The following is a 15,593-nucleotide window of genomic DNA, read 5'->3' as shown; positions in this document are numbered from 1 at the left end:
AGTTATTGTCAATTATCAATTAACCATTATCAATCCAGTTGGCCCGGTCCGCCTGTGCATATTTCCACGGCGCACCATTATTTTCCACGTTTCCAAACATGGTATTCAGGCTGGCTGGCGCTTTTGATTCTTCCATCACTGCATAGCGCCTCAGTTCCATGATAATCTCTAGGGGATTAATGTTTACGGGGCAGGCCTCCACACATGCGTTGCATGTAGTACATGCCCATATTTCCTCCCGGGTAATGTAATCGTCAAATAGGGATTTACCATCATCTGCGAAACCATTGTTCTTACGGATATTCTCACCTACCTCCACCATCCGATCTCGAGTATCCATCATGATTTTTCGTGGCGACAGCAGTTTGCCGGTCATATTTGCCGGGCATACCGCCGTACATCGCCCACACTCGGTACAAGTATAGGCCTCCAACAGATTTTTCCATGTCAGGTCATGCACGTCCTTCGCCCCAAACCGCGCTGGCATGCTCGTTTCGGACGGTGTATAAGCAGGGTCCAGCATGGCCTTCACCTCGTTCGTTACACTGTCCATATTCGTAAATCGACCCTTGGGATGTAAGTTCGAAAAATAAGTGTTGGGAAATGCCAACAGGATGTGCAAATGCTTGGAATAGGGGAGGTAGTTGAGGAAAATCAGTACGCCGACGATGTGAAACCACCAGCAACCCCGTTCAATAGCGATGAGCGATGTGATGTTATCGGGAAGTAAGGACAGCAGCCAACCGCTTACTGGAAATGCACCGGCCTGTGTGTAATGGGTCGCACCTAGGAGTTGTAGTTTGTAGTCGGCCGCATTCATGGTAAGGAAAGCTGCCATGAGCAGTATTTCAGCAATTAGGATGAGGTTCGCATCGGTGCGTGGCCACGGTGTCATCTCCGTCCCGAAAAAGCGCTTTATACGGGCCACATTGCGCCGGGCAAGGAAAATCACACATCCCACCAGCACGGCAAGGGCAAGCCATTCGAAAGCAGCGATAAGAAAGGCATAAAATGTACCCAAACCTGAAAATGCACGATGTGTGCCAAACAGCCCGTCAATGACAATTTCGAGCATCTCGATGTTGATGATGCAGAAGCCCAAGTACACAAATAAGTGGAGTAGCGCCGCGAATGGCCGTTTAAACATTTTCTTTTGGCCGAATGCAACCAGTAGCATTGTCTTAAGTCGCTTATTGGGTTGGTCTTGGCGTTTTTCGGACCGACCGATTCGGATGTTTGCGATAATCCGCCATGCGTTATAGGTAGCTAATGCGATGGCTGTTAGCAATACAATCCCAAAAATAGCCTGACTTATCATCACAACGAGTTTACATGCGTGCAGTAGCGTTTATTACGAAGGTAAGCAATTCGCAATACTATGCAAGCATAATAAATTATTTTAGTTGGATTTTAAGGTTTGGGTGAGAAAGGTATTAAGCGGCAGCCATAAAAAAAGCGGAACATGTAACCACATTCCGCTTCCATTTGTTGTCAGTTGGGCATTACGGTGTTGTTGCCGTTATACCCAATTTTGTTTTCACGTCGGCCGTCAGGTCATCCCCACCGGCGAAATACGAGATGCCCGGATTGGCGATGTCAAATACGTAGGCGTATCCTTTCTCTTTAGCTACACTTTGTATCGCGGTATTTGCTTTTTGGATGATAGGTGCAAAGAGCTCTTCGTTCTTTTTTTGCAGTTCGTCTTGTGCTACCTGCTGAAACTCTTGGATACGGCGCCCTAAATCCTGTAGTTCGGTTCCGATTTTCTGAGTTTCCGAATCGATAGAATCTTTATTGGCTTCGCTGCGGTTACGCTGCAGTTGTTGCGCTTGTTGCAATTTCTGATCGTGTACATCACCCATTTTTTGCAACTCGGCTTCCTTCGATTTTTGGAGGTTCTCAAATTCCGTCTGAGCGGATTTGAACTCGGGCATATCCTGGATGATTTCATTCGAATTGATATGGCCGATCTTCTGCTGCGCACTCACGAGTCCGGTTGATAAAAACAGCACCGCAACCACCACTGCACCTTTAAACAAATTTTTCATGCTATTCATTTTGATTTTTACTTGTTGTTTTAGGGTTTGTTTGCTTTCCCTTGTTGTGATTATAAGTCTATTATTCTTTAATTTTCAAAAAAAGTTGCGCAATGATACGAAACGGTTTAGTCATCCGCAAGTGAAGGATCAGGTTTGTACCCTAAGCGGGTGATGACATCGTCGCTTTTGTCCAACCGTGGGTTGGCATAGAGGAAGGTAACTTCGCTTCCTTTATCTAGCACAATATCCAAACTCTGGTCCGTGGCAATGGTTTGTATGGCCTGAGCCACGCGATCCTGAATGGGTTGGATGAGTTTTACACGCTCTTGGAACAGGTCACCCTCAAAACCGAATTTCTGCCGTTGGAATTCCCGTGCTTCCTGCTCTTTTGTTACGATTTCATCTTCGCGCTTACGGCGCATTTCCTCGCTGAGCAGCACTTGGTCTTCCTGATATTTTTTGTATAGGCTTTCAATATCGGCAAACCGGGTGTCCACTTCTTCCTGCCACTGTACCGACAGGGCATCGAGTTGTTTCTGTGCAGCGAGGTATTCGGGGATGTGTTTCAGGATATACTCAGTATCTACATAAGCAAATCGCTGGGCCATGGCCGCGGAGGAAGCTACCACTGACAGCACCACTATACCGACTAATTTTTTCATGCTCATCATTCTATATGTTGACAACGGAATATAACAACTGCAAAAGTAATTCCATTTTTTAAATATTAGCTATATTTAGTTGAATCCGCCCATCTGCTGCATGATGCTAAACGTAAAGTTCTGTCTCCACGTACTGGAAGGAACACCAGGTATGGGGTCGAAGCCATGGCCGTAGTCGATTCCCAGCAATCCGAAGATAGGTAGGAATATACGGGCACCTACGCCGACCGACCGACGCACCTTGAAGGGGTTGAAATCACGGAAGTTGTTCCATGTATTTCCGCCTTCGGCGAACGCCAATACAAATACCGTGGCTTGGTCGTTCAGCATTACTGGATGACGCAGTTCCAGTTGGTATTTATTGTAAATGGGGCTGCCTGAGTTGCGGGCGATACTCACATCGGAACCATCAGGTATAACCATACCATTCGCATAGCCGCGCATGGCAATGATTTCAGAACCTTGCAGGAAGTCAAAGCCCATCATCCCATCACCACCAAGTTTGAATCGCTCGAAGGGCGACTGGCCGGTAACACTACTATAAGAGCCCAAGAAACCGAATTGGGCTTGTGCCTTGAGCACCAGCTTACCGGTAATACGGGTGTACCACTGTGAATCGAATTTCCATTTGTGGTACTCGGTCCATTTGTATCGCTCATCGTTTGGCGCAGTTGGGTAATTGATGTTGTTAAACTGCGAGTAGGGCGGGGTTACCTGGATCGTCAGCTTCAGGTGCGAACCAGATGTCGGATAAATCGGCTGGTCTACGGAGTTCCTGCTGAGTTCCTGTGTCAAGTTGATGTTGTAAGACGTTCCATTGTCGAACAGGAAGTAATTACCGTAGTTTTGCAATTTATATTGCTGTACGCCTAATGAATAGTTCAACTGGAAATAGTTGTCTGGCCACTGTAAACGCTTACCTAGGCTTACGGTCACCCCATTCATCCAAATTCTGCTCAATTCGCTATCGCGCACAGTTTGCCGGCCGGTATACCAATCAAACCCTCCATAAGATGAGGACGAGGTGAAGGCACTGACGCCGAAATAAATAGGCTTTTTGCCACCCAGCCAAGGTTCGGAGAAGGAGAAACTATACGACTGGTAACGTTTGCCGCTAGTTTGCCCGCGTAAGCTTAATTTTTGTCCGTCGCCCCGAGGTAAGGGCTTCCATGCCGTTTTGTCGAAGAAATTACGTGTAGAGAAGTTATTGAACGAAAGCCCCAACGTACCAATCACTTGGCCCGCACCGAAACCGCCGGAGAGTTCCACCTGATCAGCCGGTTTTTCTACCACATTATACTCAATATCCACCGTACCGTCAGCGTGGTTGAGGTTCGTTGGCACAGGGTTCGTCTTTTGTTCGTCGAAGTTGCCTAATTGAGCAATTTGCCGGGTACTGCGCATGAGTAGCTCTTTGGAGAATTTTTGCCCTGGCTTCGTGTGGATTTCACGCAGCAGTACGCGGTCATTGGTCACGTCATTGCCTTTCAAGATGATGTTGTTAACCGTGAATTGCGCCCCCTCATAAATGCGCAGGTCCAAGTCGATGGTATCGTTATATATCCGGGTCTGTACCGGATCTACGGTGAACGTGAGGTAGCCGTCGTTGAGGTACAATGATGAAACGTCGTCACTGTTACGTGTAGGGCCCATCAACTTGGTGTTGAGCTTTTCCTCGCTGAATACTTCGCCCTTTTTGATGCCGAGGATGACATTCAATATGGAGTCTGAATACTTAGCGTTGCCCTGCCAGGCGATGTTACCGAAATAGTATTTCGGTCCTTCATACAGGTCAATGTCTACGATAACGTTCCGCTGATTGTGTTTATAGAAAGTATCCCGGAGGATTTCTGCATCGCGGTAGCCATGTTCGTGCATCTTAGCGATTAGGTTTTCTTTTGCTTCTTTATATTTTTCAGCTTTGAATTTACCCGGACCGGTAACGCGCCACCACGTGCGTTGCCGCACGCCCTTGAAGTATTTGCGGAGTTGCCGTTGCGAGAATTCCTCGTTTCCGGTGAAGTTGATACGGTGCGCCCGCACCTTGCTGTTGCGGTCTACATTGACCACGAGTATCTGGTTGTTTACCTGTGCCGAGTCTTTCACCGGCGCCATCGTGATTTCAGGGTATAGGTAGCCTTTTTCACTCAGATAGCGCGTAATCGTATTCCGGGTGGTATTCATCAGGTTTTGGTTGACGATTTTGCCGGTATTATCGGTTAGCAATTTCCGTACTTCTTCGGTTTGGGTTTTACTCAACCCTTCGATATCAATGCGGGTAAGGCGCGGACGTTCCACCACGTGTATGTTAAAGAAAATGGAATCTCCTTTTACCGCATCTGCATAGAGCTCTACTTCGTCAAACAGGCCTTGGTTCATTAAGTTTTTCACCACGTTTGATGTGGCGTCGCTGGGCACCTCGATACGCGAGCCAACCACCAGCTTGGAAATCGTGATGAGCACATCGTTATCCAGGTATTCCGTGCCGCTAATCGTTATCCCACCGATGATGTAATTTTGTGGATTGAGGTAGCTGAATTCATCGGAATCAGCTACGCGTATACCACGTTGTTGGGCCATCATGCTCCCCGTTGCCAATAGGGTAGTGAGTATAAAAAGGAATATTCGCTTCATCTATCTAATTTATCGCCGCTAAAGTACGGTAAACAGTTGTTAATTTTTGTTAAAAGGTGTTTTTTTGAGATTTCAGACTTTCTTTTCCAATTGCTCACTAATCATTCCGAACCGTCGCTCCCGGTTTTGATAGGTGGCAAGCGCCTCAAACAAGTCATTACGCCTAAATTCGGGCCACATCTTGTCGGTGAAATACAATTCTGCATAAGCCAGTTGCCATAGTAGGTAATTGCTAATGCGCTGTTCACCGCTGGTCCGTATCATGAGTTCCGGATCGGGCATGCCGCGTGTGGCCAAATGCTGGGCAACGCGGTTTTCATCGATATCGTTGAGTGTAATTTCACCCGCTTGTACCTGTTGGGCCACTTGCCGCGCCGCTTCGGTGATTTCCCAACGTGCACTGTAACTCAATGCGAGGGTCAGTGTACAATTCGTATTGTCTGCAGTTTTCTGTATGGCTTCCTGAAGTCGAGCGTAGCATTTCGACGGTAATTGTTCAAGATTACCAATCGCATGGAGTTTCACGCCATTGTCCATCAACGTTTTCGTTTCCTTGTTAATGGTGTTGACGAGCAATTCCATCAATGCAGAAACTTCCAGCTTGGGTCGGTTCCAATTTTCGGTTGAGAAGGCGTAAAGCGTCAGGTACTTGATGCCGATTTCCACAGCTCCCTCCACGGTGTCCCGCACGGCCTTTACACCGTTCTTGTGGCCGAATACGCGCAATTGGCCACGTTCCTTAGCCCATCGGCCATTGCCATCCATGATGATGGCAACATGCTGCGGCAGCCTTGTTTTATCAATTGTGTCCTTAATGTCCATCCTTAATTTGGCGCAAAGTTAAAATTTTTTTGAGGACTTACCGCCACTCTGGGCATCCGCCTTTAAAGATGGTATAGGACAGCGTAATGCCCAGCGTCATAAAGGAATCGTAAGGGCGGCCGTCGCCACGTTGGGTGCCCGGCAGGCCGGTCGGTGGGTCTATGCGGTAAGCTAGGTATTGCCATTGCGTTACCGAATAGCGAGAACTTGGATCACCTGGGTCATTCAAAAAAGGTGGAGTGGTGACCTCTGGGTAATTTCCACTCACATCATCAAGGTAATCGGTGAGCGTGAGGCGATACCCCAATTCCACGCCGACCGACCAAGGTCCGCGGAGGTTATATTTGAAGCCAGCCCCGAAGGGGATCGAGTAAGCGTATTTCTCATAGGGGTCGGGGTTGTCCACTACATGGTATTCCGTTCGTAGTTCGCGGAGTCGTACGGTTTCAGGCGATCCGCCGGTCGTGGAAGGCACGTACCATTTGGGGTCGAAGGAAACCACCCCCACGCCTGCAAAGATGTACGGTGTGTAGACAATTCTTCCCCGCTGGGGCAACCACCTGAAGAAATTGAAGTCAACCACCACCGAAGCTTCCATGATCGGGCCGAAGAATCCCAAGTTGCGGTCGCGGCGCTCTTGCACCCGCGAGTGCCGGTCATGGGCATACGTGTTTGCATACGCAAAATTGCCGCGAATACCCCACGTGTCATCTAGGTTATATTTGACGAAGGCGCCCGCAGCCCAGTCATTGAACGCCAGTGGGTTTTCCGGATTCAGATCACCCATATACCCCGAAGCGCCGCCCTGCAAGCCCAATTCCCATTCCTGGGCTGAGGCTATCAACGGTAGTTGGAAAATAAGCAGCAGTATAGCGATTCGGGTCATGACTCGTAGTCTGTTATCTTTTGTCTAGCGTCTTTTGTCTAGCGTCTCTAATAGTTCCGCGCATCCAATCCCCAAAGGAGCTTATTGCGCAGGGTAGAAAAGTAGCGGTAGTTTTTCATGCGTATCAGTTTAGCTTGGTAATGAGCCTTACGCACCGTAAGCCGGATGTCTGACGATACGGCCGTGGTTTTCGAATCGCACGACAGTAGAAACTTGCCGCTTCGGCTCTCGATGTCGAGTCTCAGCTCCACCTCGTCCGAAATCACCACCGGCCTCACGTTGAGGTTGTGCGGAGAGATTGGCGTAATCACGAAATTGCCGCTTCCCGGCATAAGGATTGGCCCACCGCAGCTCAGCGAATAGGCCGTAGACCCCGTTGGAGTGGCCACAATGATGCCATCGGCCCAATACGCGTTTAGCAACTCACCATTTACATGGGCGTTTATGGTAATCATGGCCGAGCTGTCGGATTTGAAGAGCGTTACATCATTTAGAGCAAAGTGATTCCCATCAAACAGGGTAGTTTGTGCAGACTCTACCGACACCAGTGTCCGCGCCTGGATGTCATAGTTTCCCTTTAGGATAGCATCCATGGCAGTATCAATGTCGTCTTTACTGATGTCGGCCAGAAAACCGAGCCTGCCAAAATTAATACCAGCCACTGGAATACCCGAATCGCCCACGATGGATACAGCAGCTAGCATGGTGCCGTCACCGCCTAAGCTGAGCATGAATCCCACGTCGCTAGGCAAACCGATTTTGGTGGTGTAGGTGTGCAGTTGTTGCGGACAAACCACCTGTTGTTGTTTCAGGAAGTCGTAGAAATCGCCATATATCCACAGTTCGGCACCTTTGGTGGTCAATGAATCGAATAAATGTTGTACATAGGGAATTACCGACGGTTGGAATTCCCTTCCATAAACCGCTATCTTCATGGTGCTACATATTGATATAGTTCATCAGCTGCTCATAGCGGTCGCGTGAGTTGTCGCGGCTATTTTCGTCGTTGTATGTTGATTTAACGGTATAGTCGTGCCGCAAGAAAGCAGCAACGATGGATGAGACATCGGCCGTGTTGACCTTAATGGTCACCTCCAAGCGCGAAGAATCGGTAAACATGCGTACATAAGAGCTGAGTATCTGCGTATTTTCGGCTTCCACAATATGCGCAATGTGCGATAAGGCATTGTCGCGGTTACCCATTTCGAGGATGATGATCCCACCGGGGTGGTTTACGGACATGGTCTGCCCAACGGCGTCGACCACGTCAAGCGGGGTTAATGCCCCTAAGTATAAATGCTGTTCATCGAGCACGGGCAGCAGGTCGAGCGGGTGTACCTGAAAAAAAAGCACGGCATCATAGATGTGTTGAGTGTCGAAGAGGTGCACCTGTTGATACGCACCATGCAATTGCTCCAAGCGTTCATCCTTATTTCCCTGCCCCGATAGCGATTCGTACGAAACGAGCCCTAGAAAAATGTCGTCCTTCACTACGGGCAGTTGCGCTAGTCGCAAATCGGCCATTTTGTCCAGGATGGATTGTTTGCTGTCCGTGGGTGTTACCGCGTAATTACGGTCGGTTATGACTTGGCCTATATTCATGATCGTTATTCCACCTCCTTAATTTATTAAACGATTAGAATGTGCAATCGTTTAATATAAATCCATCCACTTGCCAAAAATAATTGCTTTTGCCGATTTCAACGACTAATTTCATCTAAATTTTTTTATTCATCTATTCTTCGGATTTAGTGGCATTAACAAGATCGCTTCGCTACGTTTTCATTTGCAGGGCGTTTTACGCTTAGGGCACCGCCTAAAACGTATGCTGGAAACACCTTTGTGAAATGACGATGCGAATGGCTGCAAGAAAAAAATGGATTCTTTGTCATACCGCGAATAAACACGCAACAATAGCGGAACTTTTGCTACTTTTGGCTGCTATACCGATTTCGAGGGGAATGCTTGTCGGAAAGTGGTGCAGAGCTTAGCTTATTTTGGAAAACAAAGATAAATACATCGTCATTCGCGACGTCATCCGGAAAAAGAATCCGGGGTTGTTGCGTTGGATGCCTCGGTTTGTGTTGCGTTACATCGAGCGGGTAGTGCATGAAGATGACATTAACCGGGTAATGGATAACATCGGCCATTTACATGGGTTGGAATTTGTGGATGCGCTGATTGGCGAACTGGGTGTTATTGTCGAGTTGACTGGCGAAGAGCACATTCCGGAGACCGGAGGGGTCATTTTTGCATCTAACCACCCGCTGGGCGGGTTGGATGGGGTCGCTTTTATGCATGCACTGGGTAAATACCGCCGCGATATCAAATTCCTGGTCAACGACATCCTGCTCAACATCAAAAACCTACAGCCGCTTTTTGTGGGGGTAAACAAGCACGGTGCTCAAGGGCGCCAAGGCATCCGCCAGATCGAAGAGGCATATGCGCAAGACCAAGCATTGCTGGTTTTTCCGGCTGGACTGGTATCGCGTAAGCGGCATGGGCGAATCGCAGACCTCGAATGGAAGAAAAGTTTTATCGTTAAAGCCAGAAAATACCAACGGGACATTGTACCCGTCTATATCGATGGGAAAAATTCCAGCTTTTTTTATAATTTCGCTCGCTTACGGGAAGCAATCGGTGTAAAAACCAATATTGAAATGTTTTACCTCGCAGACGAAATGTTTAAGCAGAAAAACAAAAAAGTTACCATCCGTGTAGGAAAACCAATATCTTATACTTATTTTGACAGCTCTAAAAGTGAAAAGGAGTGGGCTGATGAGGTTAAACGGACCGTATACAATTTAGCTCCTGAAAACTAACTATATGCAAGAGATCATAGCACCTGTTGACATCGATTTAATCAAGAAGGAGCTTACGCAAGAGGCATTTATCCGTTATACCAATAATGGCAATAATGAAATTTACCTGATCAATCATCGCCACGCGCCACATACGGTGCGGGAAATCGGGAGGTTGAGGGAACTTACCTTCAGGGCAGCCGGTGGCGGTACGGGGATGGCGCTGGATCTCGATGATAACGACACGGGCGAAGACGCCTATGACCAGCTGATTGCATGGAATCCGGAAGATGAGGAGATTATTGCCGGTTACCGGTTGATAAAGTGCAAAGATGTGGGAGTGAATAGCCACGGAGATATCAATCTGTCTACCGCGCATTATTTCCATTTCTCTCCCAAGTTCATCGCGGAATACCTGCCCTATACCATTGAGTTGGGTCGTTCTTTCGTGCAACCCAAGTACCAGCCGGGCAAAGATAACCGCAAAGGGCTATTTTCGCTTGATAACCTGTGGGACGGGCTGGGTGCGGTGGTCAAACTCAACCCCGATGTGAAGTACCTGTTTGGCAAAGTCACCATGTATCCGCATTATAACCGTGAAGCCCGCGACCTCCTTATCCACTTCATGCACCATTATTTCCCCGATCGTGAGCAACTGGTATGGCCCATCAAACCGTTAAACTATTTCAGCGACGAAGCCATCTTCAACCACACGTTCGACGGGTTGGAATATAAAGAGGGGTATAAACTATTGAATAGCCGCGTTCGAGCATTGGGCGAAAACATCCCACCGTTGATCAATACGTATATGAACTTGTCTTCAACCATGATGACTTTCGGTACGGCTATCAACGATGAGTTCGGTACCGTTGAAGAAACCGGAATCATGATTACTATCGACGATATTTTCGAAAGCAAGAAAGAGCGCCATATCTCCACATACGAACGAGACAAGGACTTAGGCAGCCGCCATCTAGCCTCCGGTTAGCAACGCCTTGGCGATGGCCGATATGGTTTTGCCGTCGGCCTGTCCGGCAAGTCGCTGGTTGGCTAAGCCCATCACTTTTCCCATATCTTTGGCGGTTGCAGCACCCGTTTCGGTGATAACTTGCTTCACGATTTCTTCTACCTCCGCCTGACTCAGCTGCTTGGGCAGGAATTCTTCGATAACAGCCAGTTCCTCCATTTCGATGGTATAAAGGTCGTCGCGGTTTTGCTGCTGGTAGATATCAGCCGACTCCCTGCGTTGCTTTGCCAACTTCTGCAATACGCTGATCTCGGTCGCTTCCGTAAGCACTTCGGTAGGGCCCTTTTCGGTTTTAGCTAACAGGATGGCCGCCTTGATGGCACGAAGGCCGCGTAGGCGGCTATTGTCTTTGGCCAGCATAGCCGATTTGATTGCTTGATCTATCTTGTCTTGTAAAGCCATTTCAGTGATTTTTTGGAGAATCAAAGGTAGTCATTCCAGTTGGTAATCCGATGACCGACGAGGTTTCAACTCAAAAAGACCATGAATCTACCCTTTTTTATTTCTCGCATTTATAGTTGTATATCACAGCAACTTTATCTAAGTTTGAAGGCAAATTGTTATTTATTATGTCAACAACAATAGAAAAGAGACCAGCACGGAAAACAGTAAACAACGCAAACGAAACCCATTATTACGTTACCCTGGCGATTGCCGTAGCAATTGGCATGGTTGGTACGTTTTTACGGTTTGTTCAAGATTCCACCTTGCTCTCCGCAATATCATGGATTTTACTGGCCATTGGTTGGCTTATCGTATTCCGCGTAGTATTCCGGATTATTAAATAACGTTAAACTGCCTAACTCGTAATGTAGCTTTGCAATTGGGAGATGGTCTGCTGTTGGTCCTCGATGATCGATTTGACCAAGTCACCAATGGAAATGATGCCGACCACTGTTCCGCCATCCAGCACAGGGAGGTGCCTGAAGTGGTTGTTGGTCATCAGCTGCATGCATTGATCAATCGCTTCATCTGGTGTAATGGTATGCGGATTTTTGGTCATTACCTCGCTGATTGCCGTGTCCTTGGATGATTTTCCCTGCAAGATGATTTTACGGGCGTAATCCCGCTCGGTAAATATTCCTTTTAACTGTTCATCTTCGGTAATCAGCAAGGCGCTGATATTTTTTTCCATCATGATCTTCAACGCGTCCAATACGGAGGCGTCGGGGCTGGCAGCGTGTACAACAGCCGGTTTGTTGTGGAGAATGTGCTTAACGGTCTTCATGATTATTGCTTTATATTTATTGGATAGCTCTATTAATCAGCGAGATCGCTGCATGAATTGCGCAAACACGACGATAGCGATTACCATAGGTGTTTTCGCAAACACACGATAAAGTTACCATTAATCCACAAGAAAACCTAATTTATCCAGCAAGCCCCGGAGGCCACACCTGCCAGGGGATGCGCGAAAGGATGAAGATCAACGCAATGAGGTAAAATGCCAGTACGGTTCCGTTCTGCTTTTTGGCTATTGTTAGCTTTTTTGCTTTTGAATAACCCACGGTAATCAACACGATGGCAATCAACATCATGAGCGGATGCTCAAGAAAATAGAGACGTGAGGTACTTATTTTCATTGCCTCGCCGGAAGCCGCTTTGATGCCCAGTGGCGACACAAAGTAGGTGATAAGACCCACTACCAATTGCAGGTGTGCACATATCAATCCCAGGAGCGCCATTTTACGGTTATAGCCCTTGTTCTGTATGTAAGCAAACAGCACGTAAAGAATGGAGATGAGCAAGCCTGCTAGCAGTACGTATGCCAGTGTAGAGTGTAGGTGTTTGAATCCGATGTACATGTTCTTTAGTTGTTAGTCGTTAGTTGTTAGTCTTTAATCCTTGTTCTTTTTGTCTTTAATCTTTGCTTGCTCTTCCTGTCTTTAATCGTTGTTTTTTTTGTGGTAAGCTAAAACCGCTCTTCGCCTACCGCTTTAAATTCGGAGCCAGTTTTCCATTTCGGGAAAGTCCGCTCACGGCTAAGTGTATAACCCACCGCGAATACGATTTGGATGTCTTCAATCATGCCACTTGCATCCCACGTCTCGTCATATTCATCGCTCACATGGTGATACCGTTTGGCGAATGCGTCGCGCAGGTGGGCAACCTCAGCGCTGTCTTTGCCGGTAACGTTGCTGCCGCTTCCCGTGTATAGTGCTGGTACGCCCACCTTGGCAAAATTAAAATGGTCCGAACGGAAAAAACTACCCGCAGAAGGGTTTCCCCCCGCTACCACGGTGCGTCCTTGCCGTTCGGCAGCTTGCATTACATAATCATCCATATCGGAATGGCCGAGTCCGATAACAGCGATGTCACTGGTACGTCCTATCGGACTCAATGCATCGATATTGATGTTGGCCACGGTTTTCCCCAAGGGATACACGGGGTGGCTGGCATAATAGGCCGAACCCAACAGGCCCTGCTCTTCTGCGGTGACCGCTAAGAACAGGATGGAGCGTTCAGGCGGCGTCTCCAACGATTTGAAAGCTTTTGCCAGTTCAAAAAGTGCAGCAATGCCGCTGGCGTTGTCGATAGCCCCGTTGTATATCGAGTCGCCGTCGACCGGTTCGCCAACGCCCAAGTGATCCCAATGAGCAGTGTAAATGAGGTATTCATCCGGGTATTTGCTGCCGGACACCTTGCCCAGTACATTGTTGGAAGTCGATTTGCGGACGTCGTTTGCTATCGATACGCCGGTAGTGACGTCTATCGGCACCGGTTTGAACCCTGGCTTCTTCGCGCGGGCAATCAAGTCGGTGTGGCCGGCCAGTTCAAAAAGCCTGTCGGCAGCCTCCGTGGTTATCCAGCCTTCGAATGCCGCAGGTAAGGATGCTCCATCGGGTGTCTCCAGCGCCAGCTGTGGACCCGTCCATCCGGTCCGCACCACATTCCAGCCGTAACTGGCAGCATCCGTATCGTGGATAATCAACACGCCGGTGGCTCCCTGCCGGGCCGCCTCCTCAAATTTGTATGTCCAGCGACCGTAATACGTCATCGTATCGCCCTTAAAAAGACCATCATCATAAAATCCCGGATCGCCCACCATCACCACAACCGTCTTGCCATTTGCATCCAGTCCGGCATAGTCATCCCACTGGTATTCGGGTGCAACGATACCAAATCCGGCAAATACCAACGCTGTTTCCGAAATGTTTATTTGTGCGTCAGTCCGCGGACTGCCTATCACATAATCATCCAGGTAACCCAAGCGGAGTTCTTTGCCTCCTTTATTGAAGACAAGTGAAGAGCCCGGAGCTGACGTAATTTCGACCATGGGAACTTCCTGGAAATAGCTGTCGCCGTTTCCCGGTTCCAGTCCGATTTTCTGGAACTCATCAGCAATATAATTCACGGTGAGCGTATCGCCCTTGGTAAATGGCTTGCGGCCGAGGAAGTCATCCCCCGAAAGGGTTTTCACATACGTAGTGAAGCTTTCGGTGTCGATGACGGGTAAGTCGAAGCCTTCAGATACATCGCTGCTATCCGGACCGCCGCATGAGGCCAATGTCAATGCCGCAATGCTAAAAGCTGCTATACCAACAAAAGAGAATCTCTTCATAGCCATGAAATAGGTGCTAAAGTACGGAATAAATATTTAATCGCCATCAGCTTTCTCGTGTTTCACCGGTATAACTTCAGCCACCGGACTGAATAGGTATATACGTCGGGTTGCCACTTCAATGCAGCGGTACCGCTTCCTGATTTTTTCCTTTTTCTGAAATACGCGGCCATTTTTGAGGGAGAATACGGTGTTTTCCGGTAGTTGCTCTACGGTGTGCACCGGATTTTCCGGGGCGTCGTATCGTTTCAATACACGGTAAAGCTGGAGGTCCGTGCAACTTGAAGCAGCTGGATTATCTAGGTAACGGACAATGGCCTGTTGAATGTCGGCGGGAAACAAACCCAACCGGATAAAGGGGCGCATAAGCTCCCGGAAATCTGATTTCCACTCCGGCCCATGGGGTTTCACCTTGTTCTTGTAGGTGTTCCATGTCTTCAGGTGGGCAAATTCGTGTACCGAGGTGATAAGAAAAGCGTAGGGATTGAGGTTATGATTTACCGAGATACGGTGTCCCTTTCCGCCATAAGGTGGCCGGTAGTCACCCAGTTTCGAGGTTCGGCTCCGGCTTATGCGGAACTGGCAGCCGCTGTCGTTGATCCACCGCGAGATGATTGGCGTGGCCAAGGCGGGCATGTATTTACGGAGCTGTGCGCTGTAATCCTCCATCGGTGCAAACATAAACTAAACATGGCAGTAATCATAGGCGAGAATAAGCGATCTTCGAAAAATAACAACAAAGTTTTTGCTATTTTACGATAATTTCGTAGCTTTACGCCAAAGTCGTAATTGGTATGGAGAAACTGACAATACAGGAAGAAGAAGCGATGCAATTGGTGTGGCGCAATGGAGGTGGTTTCGTCAAGGAACTGCTAGATAGTATGCCGGGGGAGAAGGTGCCCTATACCACCTTGGCATCGACCCTGGCCAAGCTGAAAACCAAAGGGTACGTCAAAACCGTACGGTATGCCAATGCCTACCGGTATGAACCGCAGATTGCCGAGGAAGATTACAAGAAAGCTTACATGAACGGGTTTGTAAACAACTACTTCCGTAATTCATACAAGGAGCTGGTAAGTTTCTTTGCCAAGGAAGAGAAAATCAGTGCCGATGAACTCGACGAAATCCTCGACATGATCAAGAACGAACGAAATAAATAG

At 48.1% G+C, this 15,593-nt stretch carries 17 protein-coding genes; 4 read left to right on the top strand and 13 right to left on the bottom strand.

What is annotated here, in order from left to right; genetic code table 11:
- Positions 1-19: 19 nt before the first annotated feature.
- The 8 genes from VNQ80_RS20625 to VNQ80_RS20590 all read right to left on the bottom strand — a co-directional run bounded on the left by VNQ80_RS20625 (position 20) and on the right by VNQ80_RS20590 (position 8,645).
- On the bottom strand, positions 20-1,318 hold the full coding sequence (locus VNQ80_RS20625) for a (Fe-S)-binding protein (RefSeq protein ID WP_325642294.1): 1,299 nt from the start codon (positions 1,316-1,318) through the stop codon (positions 20-22).
- Between the two features lie 184 nt (positions 1,319-1,502).
- Positions 1,503-2,048 (bottom strand): OmpH family outer membrane protein, encoded by a 546-nt coding sequence (locus tag VNQ80_RS20620; protein WP_325642292.1) that lies wholly within the window; start codon positions 2,046-2,048, stop codon positions 1,503-1,505.
- Between the two features lie 116 nt (positions 2,049-2,164).
- Positions 2,165-2,701 carry an OmpH family outer membrane protein gene (locus VNQ80_RS20615; protein ID WP_325642290.1) on the bottom strand — a complete coding sequence of 179 codons (537 nt, stop codon included), beginning with the start codon at positions 2,699-2,701 and terminating at the stop codon, positions 2,165-2,167.
- A 75-nt stretch (positions 2,702-2,776) separates the two neighbouring features.
- Positions 2,777-5,284: an outer membrane protein assembly factor BamA gene (bamA, locus tag VNQ80_RS20610; protein ID WP_414693013.1), complete on the bottom strand. Its 2,508-nt coding sequence runs from the start codon at positions 5,282-5,284 to the stop codon at positions 2,777-2,779.
- Positions 5,285-5,407: 123 nt separating this feature from the next.
- On the bottom strand, positions 5,408-6,157 hold the full coding sequence (locus VNQ80_RS20605) for an isoprenyl transferase (RefSeq protein WP_325642286.1): 750 nt from the start codon (positions 6,155-6,157) through the stop codon (positions 5,408-5,410).
- Positions 6,158-6,194: 37 nt separating this feature from the next.
- Positions 6,195-7,043, bottom strand: a complete 849-nt coding sequence (locus tag VNQ80_RS20600) for a DUF6089 family protein (protein WP_325642284.1) — start codon at positions 7,041-7,043, stop codon at positions 6,195-6,197.
- A 47-nt stretch (positions 7,044-7,090) separates the two neighbouring features.
- Entirely contained in the window at positions 7,091-7,978 is an 888-nt protein-coding gene (locus VNQ80_RS20595; protein WP_325642282.1) for an NAD kinase, read from the bottom strand.
- A 4-nt stretch (positions 7,979-7,982) separates the two neighbouring features.
- Positions 7,983-8,645: a CBS domain-containing protein gene (locus tag VNQ80_RS20590; RefSeq protein WP_325642280.1), complete on the bottom strand. Its 663-nt coding sequence runs from the start codon at positions 8,643-8,645 to the stop codon at positions 7,983-7,985.
- A 395-nt stretch (positions 8,646-9,040) separates the two neighbouring features.
- Here VNQ80_RS20590 and VNQ80_RS20585 point away from each other — a divergent pair, with 395 nt between their 5' ends.
- Positions 9,041-9,865, top strand: a complete 825-nt coding sequence (locus tag VNQ80_RS20585) for a 1-acyl-sn-glycerol-3-phosphate acyltransferase (RefSeq protein ID WP_325642278.1) — start codon at positions 9,041-9,043, stop codon at positions 9,863-9,865.
- 4 nt (positions 9,866-9,869) lie between these two features.
- Complete coding sequence (locus tag VNQ80_RS20580; protein ID WP_325642276.1) at positions 9,870-10,832, top strand: GNAT family N-acetyltransferase; 963 nt, start codon at positions 9,870-9,872, stop codon at positions 10,830-10,832.
- Here the strand turns inward: VNQ80_RS20580 and VNQ80_RS20575 are convergent.
- Positions 10,818-11,273, bottom strand: coding sequence for a GatB/YqeY domain-containing protein (locus VNQ80_RS20575; protein ID WP_325642274.1), 456 nt, complete (start codon positions 11,271-11,273; stop codon positions 10,818-10,820). The two genes, VNQ80_RS20580 and VNQ80_RS20575, sit on opposite strands and share 15 nt — an antisense overlap.
- 167 nt (positions 11,274-11,440) lie before the next feature.
- Between VNQ80_RS20575 and VNQ80_RS20570 the strand changes: the two genes are divergently transcribed.
- Positions 11,441-11,659 carry a hypothetical protein gene (locus VNQ80_RS20570; protein WP_325642272.1) on the top strand — a complete coding sequence of 73 codons (219 nt, stop codon included), beginning with the start codon at positions 11,441-11,443 and terminating at the stop codon, positions 11,657-11,659.
- An 11-nt stretch (positions 11,660-11,670) separates the two neighbouring features.
- On the opposite strand, the gene VNQ80_RS20565 is transcribed toward VNQ80_RS20570, so the two are convergent.
- The 4 genes from VNQ80_RS20565 to VNQ80_RS20550 form a co-directional block, all read right to left on the bottom strand.
- Positions 11,671-12,099 (bottom strand): CBS domain-containing protein, encoded by a 429-nt coding sequence (locus tag VNQ80_RS20565; protein WP_325642270.1) that lies wholly within the window; start codon positions 12,097-12,099, stop codon positions 11,671-11,673.
- Between the two features lie 142 nt (positions 12,100-12,241).
- The gene (locus VNQ80_RS20560; protein ID WP_325642268.1) at positions 12,242-12,676 is read right to left on the bottom strand and encodes a hypothetical protein; all 435 of its coding nucleotides are present in this window, start codon (positions 12,674-12,676) and stop codon (positions 12,242-12,244) included.
- 107 nt (positions 12,677-12,783) lie between these two features.
- Entirely contained in the window at positions 12,784-14,433 is a 1,650-nt protein-coding gene (locus VNQ80_RS20555; RefSeq protein WP_325642266.1) for a M28 family metallopeptidase, read from the bottom strand.
- Between the two features lie 36 nt (positions 14,434-14,469).
- Positions 14,470-15,114 carry a sprT domain-containing protein gene (locus tag VNQ80_RS20550; protein WP_325642264.1) on the bottom strand — a complete coding sequence of 215 codons (645 nt, stop codon included), beginning with the start codon at positions 15,112-15,114 and terminating at the stop codon, positions 14,470-14,472.
- Positions 15,115-15,227: 113 nt separating this feature from the next.
- Here VNQ80_RS20550 and VNQ80_RS20545 point away from each other — a divergent pair, with 113 nt between their 5' ends.
- A complete protein-coding gene (locus VNQ80_RS20545) occupies positions 15,228-15,593 on the top strand; it encodes a BlaI/MecI/CopY family transcriptional regulator (protein ID WP_325642262.1) in 366 nt (121 codons plus the stop codon).

Origin of the sequence: Parapedobacter sp., assembly GCF_035556095.1 — a bacterium.
Taxonomy (GTDB): domain Bacteria; phylum Bacteroidota; class Bacteroidia; order Sphingobacteriales; family Sphingobacteriaceae; genus Parapedobacter.
The sequence above is the reverse complement of the archived record's forward strand: the minus strand, read 5'-3'. Positions and strand labels throughout refer to the sequence as shown.

Coding starts and splice junctions, on each gene's coding strand:
- VNQ80_RS20595 (WP_325642282.1), bottom strand. CDS start 7,978: ATGAAGATAGCGGTTTATGGAAGGGAATTCCAACCGTCGGTAATTCCC.
- VNQ80_RS20570 (WP_325642272.1), top strand. CDS start 11,441: ATGTCAACAACAATAGAAAAGAGACCAGCACGGAAAACAGTAAACAAC.
- bamA (WP_414693013.1), bottom strand. CDS start 5,284: ATGATGGCCCAACAACGTGGTATACGCGTAGCTGATTCCGATGAATTC.
- VNQ80_RS20615 (WP_325642290.1), bottom strand. CDS start 2,701: ATGAAAAAATTAGTCGGTATAGTGGTGCTGTCAGTGGTAGCTTCCTCC.
- VNQ80_RS20550 (WP_325642264.1), bottom strand. CDS start 15,114: ATGTTTGCACCGATGGAGGATTACAGCGCACAGCTCCGTAAATACATG.
- VNQ80_RS20625 (WP_325642294.1), bottom strand. CDS start 1,318: ATGATAAGTCAGGCTATTTTTGGGATTGTATTGCTAACAGCCATCGCA.
- VNQ80_RS20620 (WP_325642292.1), bottom strand. CDS start 2,048: ATGAAAAATTTGTTTAAAGGTGCAGTGGTGGTTGCGGTGCTGTTTTTA.
- VNQ80_RS20590 (WP_325642280.1), bottom strand. CDS start 8,645: ATGAATATAGGCCAAGTCATAACCGACCGTAATTACGCGGTAACACCC.
- VNQ80_RS20600 (WP_325642284.1), bottom strand. CDS start 7,043: ATGACCCGAATCGCTATACTGCTGCTTATTTTCCAACTACCGTTGATA.
- VNQ80_RS20555 (WP_325642266.1), bottom strand. CDS start 14,433: ATGAAGAGATTCTCTTTTGTTGGTATAGCAGCTTTTAGCATTGCGGCA.
- VNQ80_RS20565 (WP_325642270.1), bottom strand. CDS start 12,099: ATGAAGACCGTTAAGCACATTCTCCACAACAAACCGGCTGTTGTACAC.
- VNQ80_RS20560 (WP_325642268.1), bottom strand. CDS start 12,676: ATGTACATCGGATTCAAACACCTACACTCTACACTGGCATACGTACTG.
- VNQ80_RS20605 (WP_325642286.1), bottom strand. CDS start 6,157: ATGGACATTAAGGACACAATTGATAAAACAAGGCTGCCGCAGCATGTT.
- VNQ80_RS20545 (WP_325642262.1), top strand. CDS start 15,228: ATGGAGAAACTGACAATACAGGAAGAAGAAGCGATGCAATTGGTGTGG.
- VNQ80_RS20575 (WP_325642274.1), bottom strand. CDS start 11,273: ATGGCTTTACAAGACAAGATAGATCAAGCAATCAAATCGGCTATGCTG.
- VNQ80_RS20580 (WP_325642276.1), top strand. CDS start 9,870: ATGCAAGAGATCATAGCACCTGTTGACATCGATTTAATCAAGAAGGAG.